Here is a 14,515-nt window from a genome sequence, read left to right as displayed (position 1 = left end):
TCATTTCACCTTGGTGATGTAGAAGTCCGGCATGTCCAAATACGGCCCGGCAATTCGTTCATCACCGGCGCTTTGGAAGCGATATCCAGGTAGTCGCTTTGAAATTCCTTCATGGTGCTTCTTTCCGAGGCCTGTCATTGCTTCCTGTGCGTAGGTGGACAGCGTCTGCACCATTCGAAATTGCTTGATACCGGTGATGGGAAGCTGAGACGCCCGGATCTGCCTACCTCCTCCCATGACACCCTGCAAGTACACCCTCACCTCTGTTGGCATGGCGGTACGCGCATCACGCGCACGCCTGTGCAGGTTCATCCGCGCCTCCTGCTCGGCTGTCATCTGCCGCGGAGAATCCGCGGTCCTGGGAATGGGCGGACGGGCGATGCGTGGTTGAAACAGGAGTTCACCGGAAAGCAATGCTCCGGGCCCAACGGGCATGGAGGCGTCGAAGTTCTCCGCAGCATTGACTCCGGCGATAGCCTTTTTGATCCGTCTCTCGAGCTGGCCCGGCGCGCGAAGCTGGTACTCGATCATGGCCAGCATGCGACGCTCGATATGGCGCTGATCCTGGCCCAAGCGATCGAAGTAGTCTTGCAGACGATAGACATTGCTCAATCGCCTGATCGCCTTCTCATAGACAGCCTCAGCCGTGCCTTTATCACCTTTGTAGCGTCGCTCGGCCAACCACACGATGATCCGTTCCCGATGATCCCCGTAATGGATTTCCTGAGTTAGGCTCAACACCTGCGCCTTTCGTGCGAGGGGGTGATCGGCGCCAGCCAAGTCCGCATAGTCAGCCATGACGTGCTTGGAAATGTAGTCTTCAAACAACCGACGGATAGCCGCCCCGGGGGTCGCGGACTTGAATATCTCGCGCTGCAGGGTACGCACGTTCAGACTCATGGCGGCAATCCCGGACAGAAGCGCATGGGCGCTGTCGCCGGCGTTTACGAAGTCGTCACCGTAGACATTGCTTGCAGGATCAAGCACCCGACGTAATGTGTCTTCAATGGAACGCATCTTCGCGCCCACCATCGCCGGCGTGTCTTCTGTGAAGACCTGCAAGGTGGCAAGGAAACGGCTTACCACAGCAGTCATGGACAGAGTGCGCGTGAGTCCCACCTGCTCTTCTTCGAACCAGCCATTCTCCGTGAGATGGCTCAAGTACATGTTGGCGCGAATGTTGAGCGGAGTGAGCTGGCCTACCCCCTCTTCTGCCTGCCAAGCGTCATCGTGTTCGAGGTAGTTCTCGATGAACTGCGTCAACTGCCGCCGTTCCCAGCCGGTCGCCGGGGGAACCTCAGCCTCTGGCCCGAAGAATTCTTCGTACAGACCCAAGAGCAGCCGCCAGTAGTTCTCCCGATTTGCCGAGGCCAATGGGCGAAAGAGTTGCGATGGCAGTACCTCAAACAGAGAGCTGGACACTGTGCAACTCCACAGAAGTTGGGCTATCTACTTCACATTAGCATAAACGCTAACATATCATAAACGCTAACTTAGCATCAATGCTAAGCTGCGTGTCATCTGACCCCGGCCCAGCCCCATGCCCCGCCCCCGCCCCAATCCAAACAAAAGTCCGGAAACACTTCGAGCCATCGAAACGCTGCTCCTCTGGGAGGGGCAAGTCACCAATGAGCGAGTACGCCAAGTGTTTGATCTGCATATCACCACGGTAAGTCGATTGCTAACCCAATATGCTGAACTCAATGGAGGCGGCCTTGAGTACCGAAGCCATGTGCGCGGATACGTGGCGATGTCTGGCTTCAGACCCCTCCTAACCGAAGGGCTGATCGAAGAGTACCTTGCGTTTGAGCGCCCCCAGGAAGCTACAGGCTTTATCGAGAGCTCCCAGCTTATCCTCGGCGGCGTTGAACGACGCCACTTCGCACTGCTTAATCGTGCCTGCAGAGAGGGCAAGGGGCTCGTTGGCGAGCACCGGTCCATGCGCAACCCAGCACCTCGCACCAAACGACTGTTCCCTCATGCGCTGGTGCAGGCAGGCAGGCGCTGGCATGTTCGCGCATTTGTCATCGCCGAGGACGAGGCGGAAGCCGGACGCTTCCTGGACCTGTCTATAAATCGGCTGAGCGGCTTGAAACAGCTGGCTGATCCTCGGCCAGAGCGGGCCGAGCCTAGCCAGGACGCCGCCTGGCAGACACAGGTAGAGCTGTCGATCGTCCCCCATCCGCATCTGACACCAGATCAGAAGGATATGGTGCGTATCGAGTATTTCGGAGGTAAGGCAGCCTACAGGTTAAGAACCCGTGCCGCACTACTCCAATACCGACTACATGAACTGCGCTGCGCCACCGATGCAGAGAAGGAGCCGCCGAACGAATTTCACCTCTGCGTCGACGATCCAACCGCGATCCAACCGTGGCTATTTGGCGAGCTGAATTAGCGGATGGCATGATCGTAGCCAAACTTGAGGCCCGGCACGGATACCGCGCTACCCCTGCCTGGGTAGCTACCCTACATAGGAACCGTATCAGATGGACGCCATTGGCATTCAAAGCCAATTCTCCGTCTGTACCTCAATGATCAGGTCGATGAGCCGTGCCCTCGTGTCCCTATCGATCGAGCGCCAAATGCAAACTACCGCCCCAGCTGCGGCATGGTCCGGGGCATTCAACTCTAGCCCTTCGCTTACTCGGCATTGAGGTGACCAATCCCTACCTAGGCGATTACTGATTGCCCACTTCATAAACTCATGGCACTCTGGGTTGGCATCATTCTGGTCACAGGGGGCCAGGTATGGGCAGTCTGCATCAAATCCACAGTCGCAACGGCCGTATCGGTGCCGGAACCGATACGAAGCCAGAGGATATCGACGCTATCGTCACGGCGCTTCGTAAGGACGGGCGTGGTCATTTGCTGCTTTACTTTCACGGGGGCCTGGTCGACAAGGCCGCGGGTATCGGTATTGCCCAGCGACTTGAGGGGCGCTTTTCTCAATCGGCCTATCCGGTTTTTTCCGTGTGGGAGTCGGGTTTCGTTGAAACGATCCGCAACAACCTGCGCGAGCTGCCGGATGAGCCGGTATTCAAGAATCTGGTGCGCAAGGCGCTAGAGTACGCGCTCCGCCGCTTGGGAGGTAGCAACGGCGCCCGGACCATCACGCCGGGCAACGTCGATGCAGGGAAGGTCCGCCAGGCAGTTGATACATATTGGAGCGATCCCAGTCGCAATCACGTGCCCTACCGTGATTTCAAACCTGTAGTGGGGCCCTCAGGTGCGCGTGCGGCGAGTGCGCTGATCGACGACGCCGAGATCGAAGCCGACTTGCAAACCGACAGCGAGTTTGTGGTCGCCATGCAAACCCTGCCAACCGCGTTAGACGAAGCACGCGATGCATTCATCGGGGGCGGAGCGAGCGTTCGAGATACCCCGTTCTCGCAGGCGGTATCAACGCAGGTCGCCGGGGTCGAGGGAGGCCGCGGGTTGATCGTCTGGTTCAAAGTTTCCCTTCTGGTGAAGCGCATCCTGCAGGGTGTTCTGCGTCGGTACGCGGATCAACGCGATCACGGCCTGTATGCAACGGTCGTAGAGGAAGTGTTGCGTGGTGTTCATTTTGGTGGCAGTGGACTCAATGAATGGGGCAAGGCACTCCAGTGGAACCGCATGAAGCAGGACTCACTCGATGCGTTCGGCGACGGCTCCGACCTGTATGCCGGAACTGCGCTGCTGGAGCGGCTGCGTGCCGCCCATGCCTCTGAAGGGCTGCTATCGAGGATCACTCTAGTCGGCCACAGCACTGGCGCCGTCTACATCGCCAATTGGCTTGACAAGGCATCAGAGCTTCTGCCGGCCGAGATTGCATTCGACGTCGTGTTCCTGGCGCCCGCCATCACCTACGAGCGCTTTGCCGCCACGATCACCCAACATGGCGATCGCATCCGTCACTTCCGCTTGTTTGGCATGCGCGATGAATTCGAACGGGACGATCAGGTCGTCGGAGACGACTCTAAATTTCCCAATGGGCAGGACTGGAAGCGCTTCATCTATCCCAGCTCCCTCCTCTATCTGGTGTCGGGTGTCCTCGAATCGCGCCCAAATTCCGACGGAACGCTCGTCGACGAACCGGACATGCCGCTGCTGGGCATGGAACGCTTCTTCGCTTGGCACCACATCTACTCAGATAGCAAGTTTCCCGAAATAGGTGCAGTCCGCGCGTGGCTCGGAGCTGCACCGAACCGTACGATCTGGTCCAAGTCCCAAGGACAGACAGCAGGCTTGAACAGCACAAGCATTGATCACGGAGCTTTCGACGACGACGAAGATACGCTGCTCAGCGTTGAGAGCCTCCTCGGCGGATGGTGACATCTTCGAGAGCACGCCAAAGGTGCCCTTGTGTACGCAACAGGGAGAGATGTGGACATGCCGCGAGATGATCACTACGCGATCGTGCTGACAATTAACCGTTATCCCGGCCTGAGTGACCTCCATGGACCTGAGAACGATGGCGAAGAGTTCCGGCAATGGCTCCTCGATCCGGAGTACGGCGACCTGGACACCCGACGTATCCAAGTCATACGGTCGCAGGATTATGGCGTGGCAGCGACCCCGGACGACGCAAACCCGACCGAGAAGGAGCTCAAGAAGGCGCTTAATCTATGGCTGCGCACCCCGAACGGATGGCATGACCGCATTGGACAGCGCTTGTATCTGTTCTTCGCCGGACACGGGTTCACAGCCGGTTCGGCGATTCACGACCCGGCACTATTCTCGGCCGTCGCGCAAAACGGCGACACGGCGCATATCGCCGTCCTGCGTTATGCGTCGAAAATCGCCAACGCGGGTTTCTTTGATGAAATCATCCTGGTAACGGACTGCTGCCAGGACGTACTCAAGGCGAGCCAGGTGCTCGAGCCGACTTGGACCCCGCCGGACCGGCAACGAACGGCACACGTCCGATTGTTCCAGGCGTATGGAGCGCCGCGGGGACGTCAGTCCTTTGAGCGCAACATTGGCCCGGCCGGGCAGTCTCGCGGCCTGTTCACTAGCGTCCTACTGGACGCGCTGCGCAGCGCACCGCCTGACGCCGACGGATGGGTGACGGATCGCGCCGTCGCGGACTACTTCCAGGTGCTATGGGCCGATCGCTACGAACAGGAAACCGGATACACGCCACCACTGACTCCCGCAACGAAGCGGATTCGAATATATCAGCGCCCGGCGTCGGCGCCAGCTTCCGCGCTCCCACGCCGGGTTGCCGTCGACCTGAGCCGCATCATTGCTAAATTCGCGGCCATCGACCGGCAACCGGATCCTGACATCTCACCTTACCCACCCGCGCCGCCCACCGACATGACGCCAAATGGGCAGCTACGCAGTAGCCAGCTTCGCCAGCTCGAGCATCCCATCGTGGAGCTGACCCCGGGTCTGCATCTCGTCGTTACACCAGGGAATCTACCCGACGTCGCCTTCGAGGTTCCCTACCCGGTGCTGCCAGCTGCAGGCAACACCCCTCCCGTTGCTGCACCTATCGACATGCCCGCTTTGCGAACCGACGAGGTTGCAGCGCAGCCGGTGGTGTTGAGGACGGACAATCCCAACGCGCAGATCACGGTGCTCGATGCTAGCTACGCTCGTGTCAGCATCGGTACGGGAGTGGTCTCGCTGTCCTTAGCTCCGGGACTCTACAAAGCCCTGGTGCACGTCGGGGCCGAATCGGCGCAATCGCTGTTCGTTGTTGCGGATGCGCCCCTCGACCAGCGGTTGCCCGGGCCCGAATTTTCCGCGGCTGCGCCCGTCATCGGCACGTCAACCACGCACCAAAATCAGTCCCTTCATGCCGCTGAATACTCGATGATTCCGACGGAGCCAAGCCGCGATCTCAGCGAAATCGGTGAGGTCTTTGTCTTCGCGCGCGACTCCAGTTTCAGTCCCGACGGCTCTCTAAACCCCGCGCCACCGTGGCGGCAGTGGCACCTCAGTTCCCTTGTAGGGGCAACCTTGGAGGAGCGCCTCATCCACAGTGGTACGGACGACAGGCTCGGCTACGCCTACCTCAAATTAGCAGCAACAGCTGGCAGCCTCGCACTGCGAACGGCCAGCCCTTGGGACGAGTCGAATGAAGACGGACTGGTCGTCCCGGTGATTAAGGGGTGGCGTACCGAGATCTACCTTGACTGTACCTCAGCTCCGCCAACCCCTCCGATGGTGGACACTCAGGGCGCACGAATGCTCGACTTGGCGACTGCCTCCATCCATCTGGTCCGGATGGGAAGTGCGTCACTGCTGTTCGATCCGATCGGGCTTGCGACGGAGGCGGCGCGAGCGCAGCTTACAGTCGGCCGGGAGGTGGCGGTGCCATCAACCGAGCAAGCAATGGCCAGCCCGATGTGGGCCTTGTACGCGGCCCTCGCTGCCTTCCAGCGGGGCGGGCAGCACATCGATACCGTTGGACAATGCGTTGCAGCCGTTCCTAAGGAAATCAGGGAGGGTCTATCCGATTTTGCGGTGCTCGCGCAATGGCTAGGCCTATCGAACGTGGCCCATCCGCTCCGTAACCCACCCGCGCTGGCGGCCTCATGGAGCCTTGCCTCAAAGCTGGAGGCGCGAGGCGGACTGGCCTCCGAACTGTTCGAGGAGATCGGCCAATGGCGGTCCGGTGGGAGTCTATGGACTCTCTGGCAGCGTTCAGTTGATGACCGCTGGTTGTTGCGAAATCGGCTTTCTGACCAGGCTATGGGCACTCTGAAGGGTAATGCACAGGGGATTGACGACGCGGCAACCCCGCAAGTGCTCGCCCCCGCCTGGTCACTGGACACCTGGGTTCCGGTCGAAGACGGCCTGAGGTGTCCTAATCCCACCCATAGCCCCTTCCAGCAAGCACTCCGTCGGCGTCTTCTGGATGCGCTGGCTGAGCGCCACACCGATGCCGACAGCGGCGCCTTCACCACTGTGTCGCTGCCACCCGAGTCCGATGTCTTCGCCTTGGCAGCGGAGCTCATGCTGTCGCCGATATACGCCATGGCCGCCTATAGCAAGCTGTATGCGGAAGCCCGCCGCCAATCCGACCTGGGCCCTCTCATCGAGTGGGTAACGGTGAACGGAGATGAACCCGACCCAGACTCGACAGCCACCAAGTCGAAGCGCAGCACTCACCTGCAATCAATGGACGACTACTGAGAGGCGAATCGTAAGCGCGGCCTTCACGCGAACCCCATCCAAGTATTCTTAGCGGTGTCTAGGCAAAGTTGTCCCAAGTCACTGCCGACCTGCGTTGCCAGCCCGAAGCGGTTATAGGTCAAGAATCTAGATGAGGTGCGACGCCCGGCCTACAGGATGACATCCTCCCGCGTGTTAGGCGGCTCTCAAGTAGCGCCATTTCTTGGTGGTCCTTGTGCCTTCGCTGTGGCAGTTTGCGATTCGGACCTCACACTACTCACATAGAATGCTGAAATGCCGGTAAGCGCCAATCTCGCCTACGACCTTCTCAAGACCGTGAGCAAACTGGAATTCCAGCTCCGACGGCACGGGGACTTCTTCCGGAAAGACCGGACGGGGCAACCGACGTCCGACGTGGCTTGGCGCAAGGTGCAAGAGCGCGTCCGAAAGTTGGGCGACGATTTCGCGTCAGAGGTTCCTGAGTCGGCGCGTGCGCGCCTTCTCTGTCAACGCGATGAGCGCCCCATGAAGCAGATGATTATTGAAGAGAACGGGAACTTGGTGGCCCGCTTTTGCCCCTGCCCATTGGATGCCGAATCGGATGCGGTCGCGCTGGTGGAAGCCATGCGGCAAGTCCGCAACAACCTCTTCCATGGTGGCAAAGAAGATTCGGAAGTGGATCCGTACGAAGAAGACAACGATTGGGTCTACGCCGCGACGCAGGTTGCGATTGCTCTCCAGCATGCGTTGTCTAACGGACGGCTCGACAATCGCGAATGAAACCACCTCACGAAACTCTCGGGACGGCCCTAGGCCGTTGACGAGCGTGCAGCAAGGGGCGACGCGGCGATTGGCATAGCGCTAGCTAAGGCGAGGGGTGCCGACTAAACGCAGCATTGGCCGGGGGCATTCATGGTAGGTCGGTCACATCAGATCCGTAATTCTGAGATCATCTGGGTCCGATCTTCTGAACCAGGCACGCTTGCGCGCCAAAGGCCGATGCTCGAATGATCGCGCACCTCGTCGAACTATCTCTCGCCCAAGGAGCTCAATAGCTGACTGCTTCCATGATCCTCTGGATGTAGTGACTAGTACGACCTTTTTCCCAGGGAACATGTTGCTCCTAACAAACTCCCAAGCCGGCGGCGCTGGGCAACCACGCCAGATGGGTGTTCCCAAATAGATAGCGTCATAGGGAGCTAGATCCATCCACGCGGGATTTATCCACGCGTCATCAAGACCCCCATCAGCCATAGCATTCACCCACCCGGCCAAGCCCAATGAGTAGTCAAATGCTTCGACAGCACGCAGATCGGCGTGTAACTGGTTCGCCAGATAACTAGAGGCTAAGGCGGTGTGCCCAGAGCGAGAGTAGTAGACCACCAGGGCATCGGGTAAAGGAGATCTCGATGGGGCCGGCGCCTTTAGCTTCTGAAGTTTCTCCAGCCTTCGTCGCGCTGCCCACACGACACAGCAATCAATCACCTTGATCCCAGCGGCAAGCGCGACGATGACTACGACGAGCTTGGTGATTAGCATCATTCAGTACTCTCCATCATGCACTCCCGCGTTACTTCTGTAGTCGCTCTGCGAGGTACTGCACTCAAGGACATTGCATGGTCGAACACCCGCGATCGTCGCCACCTACTATAGCGAGCGGCTAATAGTGAAGCTTCCGAACACCGGCGACTGGCGCTGGCCATAGAACTCCCGGGTGCTGTGGTAACGCGCCATTGCGAATCTCCAGCGCCCGCGCATCACCGCGATGCCGTAGCCGCCTTGGGCGACCACGTGGCGCTTGTCCACGCTGTGGCTGTTGCGGAAGGTATTGCCGTCCAGAGTGATGTCGCGGATTACCCATGCCGCGTCGGTGGTCGCAAACAAGTGCCAGGACCAGCCGCTGAGGCGGCCACCACGGGTCGGCGCGGTGTTCTCGCCGGCCGGGCGCAGCGGCGTGCTGCCGAAGTCGTCGGGCAGCTTCCAGCCGAAGCGCACTTCGCCACCGGCGTTGGCCTTGGTTTCCAGGTTGCCGATCGCACCGCCATAGTGACTGATCGCATCCCAGCCCCAGCCGCCGGCATTGACACTGGCATCGGCCGGCCAGCGGCGCATGCGCTCGTGGGTCAGCATGAACACCGGCTCGTTGTGCAGCTGGTTGTCCCAACCCTTGAACTTCTCGTCCCCTAGCGCGTCGTGCACGGCGTTCTGCACCTGCCTGCCCTGGGCCCAGGGCCCGACCACGCCCACGGCCAGCTGGGTGGTCTGCAGGCGGTCGCCGCTGCGTGCGTTGAAGCCGAAGCTGGCCAGCAGCACGCCGGCATACGGCCGGTCATCCTCGATCAGGTCGCGGCGGGTCGGGTCGGTGGGGGTGAAGATGGCCTGGCCGATGCTGAAGATCATGTTCTGCTGCTCGAACCTGCCGGGGTGCAGGCCTTCCAGGTACTGGTTCACCCAGCGCGCCATGCGCGGCAGGCACGGGTCGGCGGTGTAGTCGACCAGGTTCGGCGAGACCAGGGTCAGCTGCGCGCCGTTGGTATAGCCCTGGTCTTGGTGGCGGCCACCGAACAGGTCGTTGTCGACGCGGAAGCTGATCTGCGGCGGGTGATCGCGCATCGCGTCCGGGCCACATTGTTCGGCCGCCTGGGCCACCGGGGCTCGGGCAGCGGCCAGGAACACGAGTGCCGCCATCACAGACAACCGACTAAGCGCCAGTCTTTTCATGGGCTTGCTGCCATTTGACTCAATGTGAGGTTCAATTGAAGATCTAATGCGCTGTCGCAGTAGACCCGGAGGAAGGGGTTTGAGCCATACACCAGGCCATCAGCCGGCCGCACGCCAATTGCTTTCAAAGGCGGCGCATCCCTGCAGCAGTATCTAGCGCTCTTGGGCTCGCCAAGACGTTCGCCTGAGCAAGAGATCGTCCAGGCCCTCCCCTAGTGCCGCAACAGCCGGCGCCCCAGGTACTGACCTAGACTGAAGGGCACGTCACCTCGCTGCGAAGCAACGTCAGCCGCTCAAGATGGACGTTTCAGAATCACAGTCAGTTTGTTGATCTCTGACTGAGAGAATGGCCACCCCGCCAGCAACTCCGCATCATGTGAGGTGGGGCATATGCGCTCAGCGGGCTCGCCAGATGCGTCCAGGAATGACTCCGGTCGCAGCGAGTTTTGTGGAAGGCTCCCAATCGCAGGGCTAGCCTCCGTGCTGAGCACGGAGGCACCACCGCACTAGCTACTTACGCCGACCTATCCACGCCGAAATGGAGCTACGAAGCAATCTAATGGCCCAGACTGCGACAACCGACGCTCCGATGAGGCCTGTGACTGAGTCCAGCCACGTCACGTCCCAGATCATCCCCACGACAAGTGCAGTAATTGCGAGTGCCGTTACAGCGGTGTCCGTAGCGACGTGAAGATAGGCCGCACGAAGATTGGGACTCCTGCGCGCATCGGCCCCCTTCTCGTCAGCATGGCGCTCATGCGGAACGTGGCAGTGATCAACCGCAGCACCTTCGCGATGGTAGGCAGAATGTAGCCACCGCGCTGAGAATATATTTGTAATCAAACCCGCAACGGCGATGGCAAGCGCTTCTGAGTACTGAACAGCCTCTGGCGCATGGAGACGCTCCGTCGATTCATAGGCCATCGAAGCGGCAATCCAAAGCATGATCATCGCGCTTACGCTCGCCGCGATGAGCTCAACCGCTAGCACCCGAGCCGCGCGCTCTGGGCGGCTCTGATTCCGCTCAGCGTACCAAGCGATAGAAAGTGCGAACAGGAGTACCAGCACGTGAGAGCTCATGTGCCAGCCATCTGCGAGAAGAGCCATCGAGTTGAAGGCCCATCCTCCAGCAATTTCGACGGACATCATGACCGCAGTGAGAGTCGCGGCCTTCGTAATTGCCCGTGCGTTGCCGGTGCTCTGTACGCCCTGCAGAGTCCGCTCGTGCATTGCGTTGGGGGGAAGCAAGGACATGGTCGAAGACTCCAGGCTCTGAGCGAAAATGTATACGCCGGTGGCGTACTGTCAGGAAGTACCGCCCCTTGCATGCAAGGGGCGGCATTTACACTGCTTAGGAGAGAACGCCGCTGAGTCGTGCAGCATGCGCGGACAGCGCATCCATGAGCGGCGGGTTCAACACGTCGTACGGCTCCAGGGACAGAGCCTTCAGGCGGCTACGGACGCCGTCCATCTGTTCCGGCCTTGCGCCGCCGCCTTCGATGATCGAAGACACGAATGCGGCGAAGCGCGGTTCTTCCCAGCCCTTCTGTTCGGACAGTTCAACGTGAATGAAGTCCAGGCCGTAGAAGGCATGGGACTTGTTCTCGATGCGGCCAAACATGTGGACACCGCAGTCCTTGCACGCGTGGCGCTGGATGGTCGCAGCCGGATCGACAATCGCCAGCTTGTCGGCATTCGCCGTGATCGAAACGGTATCGCGGGGAACGACACCGACCACGGAGAAGATGGCGCCTTCCGGCTTCCAGCACTTGGTGCAACCACAGGCATGGTTGTGGGCCACATTGCTTGCGACGGAGATCTCAACCGGCTTGTCAGAGCACAGGCACTTCAGCGTGCCGCCCTTGAAGCCGGCGGTTCCGGCAACGACGCCGGAATCGACCGAGGGATGGATAGTTTGGTGTTGCATGGACTTAAACTCCTATTGTTGGAAGTGCAGCACCGGTTGCCCGGTGCTGCGGTGCATCAGTAGTTGATGACAGTACGAATGGACTTGCCTTCGTGCATGAGTTCGAAGGCTTCGTTGATTGCTTCCAGGCCCATCGTATGGGTCACGAACGGAGCCAGATCGATCTCACCCCGCATGGCGTCTTCGACCATGCCAGGCAGCTGGCTACGGCCCTTCACACCACCGAAGGCGCTGCCAATCCAGCGACGACCGGTCACGAGCTGGAACGGACGGGTGGAGATCTCCTGACCAGCACCGGCCACACCGATGACAACGCTCTGGCCCCAGCCGCGGTGTGCACACTCCAGCGCCGAACGCATCACATTGACGTTGCCGATGCACTCGAAGCTGTGATCGACGCCCCAGCCGGTCATCTCAACGATGACTTCTTGAACCGGACGGTCGTAATCCTTCGGGTTCACGAATTCGGTTGCGCCGAACTGCTTGGCCAACTCGAACTTGGACGGGTTGGTGTCCACTGCGATGATGCGACCAGCCTTCGCCTGACGAGCACCCTGGATCACCGCCAGGCCGATGCCACCGAGGCCGAACACGGCCACGCTGTCACCTTCCTGCACCTTGGCCGTGTTGTGCACCGCACCAATGCCAGTGGTGACACCGCAACCGAGCAGGCAGACGTGCTCCGGATTCGCTTCCGGATTGATCTTGGCCAGAGAGACTTCGGCCACGACGGTGTACTCGCTGAAGGTCGAGCAGCCCATGTAGTGATACAGCGGCTGGCCGTTGTAGCTGAAGCGGCTGGTGCCATCAGGCATCACACCCTTACCCTGGGTGGCGCGTACGGCAACGCACAGGTTGGTCTTGCCGCTCTTGCAGAACAGACACTCACCGCATTCTGCGGTGTACAGCGGGATGACGTGATCGCCGGGCTTCACACTGGTCACGCCCTCGCCCACTTCGACAACGATGCCGGCGCCTTCATGGCCCAGCACCACCGGGAACAGGCCTTCAGGGTCATTGCCCGACAGGGTGAATGCGTCGGTATGGCAGACACCAGTGCTGGTGATCTTCACCAGTACTTCGCCCTTCTTCGGCGGAGCAACATCGATTTCGACGATCTCGAGCGGTTGACCGGGACCGAATGCAACGGCTGCACGGGATTTCATGTGAGTTCTCCTTGGGTGTAACGAGATAAGTGCGACAACGGTCTTTGGGGCGAGCTTGATCAGTGGTACATCGGGCGCGCCGCCCCTGGCGCCGGCTCTAGAACGCGTTTCAATCAGGTCGAATGCGCCTACAGCATTCTTCTTGGCGAGCTGTTGGGACCAAGTATTGGACTTCGATGGATTGCTGTATATGGAACAGATTGGATTTCATAATTCCTTGCGTTGGAATTGTTGACTCGCAGCTCCGCCCCTCAGCTCGCCCGCATCAATGCAACTTGAGGCGAGGCTCCGTACTCCGTCCCAATGCGTCTGCCAGCATGCGCGCAACCACCCGGCGTGTACCGAACAGGCTCCTCTGGTGCATGCGATACAGTGAGATGTAGAACATCCTGGCCAGCCAGCCCTCGACCTTGAATGACCCCATGAGGTTACCCATCAGCGTGCCAACGGCGCCCTCCCTCGACAGGGACACCAGCGATCCATAGTCTCGATAGGTGAAGCTGGGCAGCGGGCGTCCCTCGATACGGCGGGTAATCGCCTGCGCAAGGAAGTGAGCCTGCTGATGAGCGGCCTGTGCCCTGGGGGGAACGTTTGTACCGCTGTGTCCATTCGGGCAGGCTGCACAATCCCCGAATGCGAAGATGTTCGGATCCTGCGTTGTCTGCAGCGTTTCAGATACCTCGAGCTGGTTGATGCGATTGGTCTTTAGGTTCCCGAGGGATGCAAGGAAGACGGGAGCACGGATGCCCGCCGCCCATACCTTCAGCCTCGCAGCAACCTTGATGCCATTGGCGAGTTGCAGGCCCTCTTCATCCACTAGGGTCACAGCCGAGCCACACATGACACGAACGCCTTCATGTACAAGTCGCTCGGCGACCGGCAGGCTCACGCGCTCTGGCAGAGCTGGCAGCACTCGCGGACCAGCCTCGATAAGCGTGATTTTCAGATTCTCGGGAGAGATCTTGTCCAGCCCATAAGCGCTAAATTGCCTTGCAGCATCACGCAGCTCGGCCGCCAGCTCGACACCGGTGGCGCCGGCGCCGACGATCGCAACCTCCAGTGTTTCTGACTTGCCGCGCGCTTGCGCGCCCATGTACTCGCTCAGCAGCCGCTTCTGGAAAGCAATGGCGGCATCGGGATCGTCCAGGAACAGGCAATGATCCGCTGCACCGGGAGTTCCAAAGTCGTTCGTTCCGCTACCCACGCTGATCACCAGGGTGTCGTAGGAGATCGAGCGACGGGGCGCAATAACGTTGCCCTCCTCATCGTACAGTGGGGCAAGCTCGATCTTTCTGGACTTCTGATCCAAACCCGTCATCCGCCCCAACTGAAACTGGAAGTGATTCCAGCTAGCCTGGGCGAGATAGTTGAGCTCACTTTCTGCGGCATCCAACGCGCCTGAGGCAACCTCGTGAAGAAGTGGCTTCCACAGATGCGTCATCCGAGCATCGACAAGAGTGACTTTTGCTCGCCCTGAGCGCCCGAGCTTCCGGCCCAGCTGCGTAGCCAGCTCCAGCCCTCCGGCCCCACCACCAACAATGACAATACGATGCATTTTGATTCCCCAGGTATTTGAGTTGCCAGCGACGCC

General features: G+C 60.0%; 11 protein-coding genes. 4 read left to right on the top strand and 7 right to left on the bottom strand.

The genetic code is table 11. The features are described from left to right. A complete protein-coding gene (locus ACZK4Z_RS11000; protein ID WP_049400904.1) occupies positions 1-1,422 on the bottom strand; it encodes a Wadjet anti-phage system protein JetA family protein in 1,422 nt (473 codons plus the stop codon). Between the two features lie 118 nt (positions 1,423-1,540). On the opposite strand from ACZK4Z_RS11000, the gene ACZK4Z_RS10995 reads away from it, so the two are divergent. The 4 genes from ACZK4Z_RS10995 to ACZK4Z_RS10980 all read left to right on the top strand — a co-directional run bounded on the left by ACZK4Z_RS10995 (position 1,541) and on the right by ACZK4Z_RS10980 (position 7,890). Beyond that, positions 1,541-2,398, top strand: a complete 858-nt coding sequence (locus tag ACZK4Z_RS10995; protein WP_146027645.1) for a BrxR family helix-turn-helix transcriptional regulator — start codon at positions 1,541-1,543, stop codon at positions 2,396-2,398. 353 nt (positions 2,399-2,751) lie between these two features. Next, a complete protein-coding gene (locus ACZK4Z_RS10990) occupies positions 2,752-4,317 on the top strand; it encodes a hypothetical protein (RefSeq protein ID WP_017354470.1) in 1,566 nt (521 codons plus the stop codon). A gap of 57 nt (positions 4,318-4,374) precedes the next feature. Beyond that, positions 4,375-7,131 (top strand): caspase family protein, encoded by a 2,757-nt coding sequence (locus ACZK4Z_RS10985; RefSeq protein ID WP_017354471.1) that lies wholly within the window; start codon positions 4,375-4,377, stop codon positions 7,129-7,131. Between the two features lie 504 nt (positions 7,132-7,635). Further along, positions 7,636-7,890 carry a hypothetical protein gene (locus ACZK4Z_RS10980; RefSeq protein WP_239669690.1) on the top strand — a complete coding sequence of 85 codons (255 nt, stop codon included), beginning with the start codon at positions 7,636-7,638 and terminating at the stop codon, positions 7,888-7,890. Between the two features lie 144 nt (positions 7,891-8,034). Here ACZK4Z_RS10980 and ACZK4Z_RS10975 read toward each other — a convergent pair whose 3' ends face one another. From ACZK4Z_RS10975 to ACZK4Z_RS10950, 6 genes are all read right to left on the bottom strand, one after another. Beyond that, positions 8,035-8,649: a flavodoxin family protein gene (locus ACZK4Z_RS10975; RefSeq protein WP_157804745.1), complete on the bottom strand. Its 615-nt coding sequence runs from the start codon at positions 8,647-8,649 to the stop codon at positions 8,035-8,037. Positions 8,650-8,757: 108 nt separating this feature from the next. Further along, positions 8,758-9,798, bottom strand: coding sequence for a lipid A deacylase LpxR family protein (locus ACZK4Z_RS10970; protein WP_017354473.1), 1,041 nt, complete (start codon positions 9,796-9,798; stop codon positions 8,758-8,760). 543 nt (positions 9,799-10,341) lie between these two features. Beyond that, complete coding sequence (locus ACZK4Z_RS10965; RefSeq protein WP_049400906.1) at positions 10,342-11,085, bottom strand: cation diffusion facilitator family transporter; 744 nt, start codon at positions 11,083-11,085, stop codon at positions 10,342-10,344. 97 nt (positions 11,086-11,182) lie between these two features. Then, complete coding sequence (gene gfa / locus ACZK4Z_RS10960; RefSeq protein WP_005413334.1) at positions 11,183-11,758, bottom strand: S-(hydroxymethyl)glutathione synthase; 576 nt, start codon at positions 11,756-11,758, stop codon at positions 11,183-11,185. 56 nt (positions 11,759-11,814) lie between these two features. Continuing rightward, positions 11,815-12,924 carry an S-(hydroxymethyl)glutathione dehydrogenase/class III alcohol dehydrogenase gene (locus ACZK4Z_RS10955; protein ID WP_005413335.1) on the bottom strand — a complete coding sequence of 370 codons (1,110 nt, stop codon included), beginning with the start codon at positions 12,922-12,924 and terminating at the stop codon, positions 11,815-11,817. A 265-nt stretch (positions 12,925-13,189) separates the two neighbouring features. Then, entirely contained in the window at positions 13,190-14,479 is a 1,290-nt protein-coding gene (locus ACZK4Z_RS10950) for an NAD(P)/FAD-dependent oxidoreductase (RefSeq protein ID WP_037590709.1), read from the bottom strand. Positions 14,480-14,515 lie beyond the last annotated feature (36 nt).

It is taken from the genome of Stenotrophomonas sp. 71799_Sma (assembly GCF_056482505.1).
This window is presented reverse-complemented; position numbering and strand designations above follow the sequence as displayed.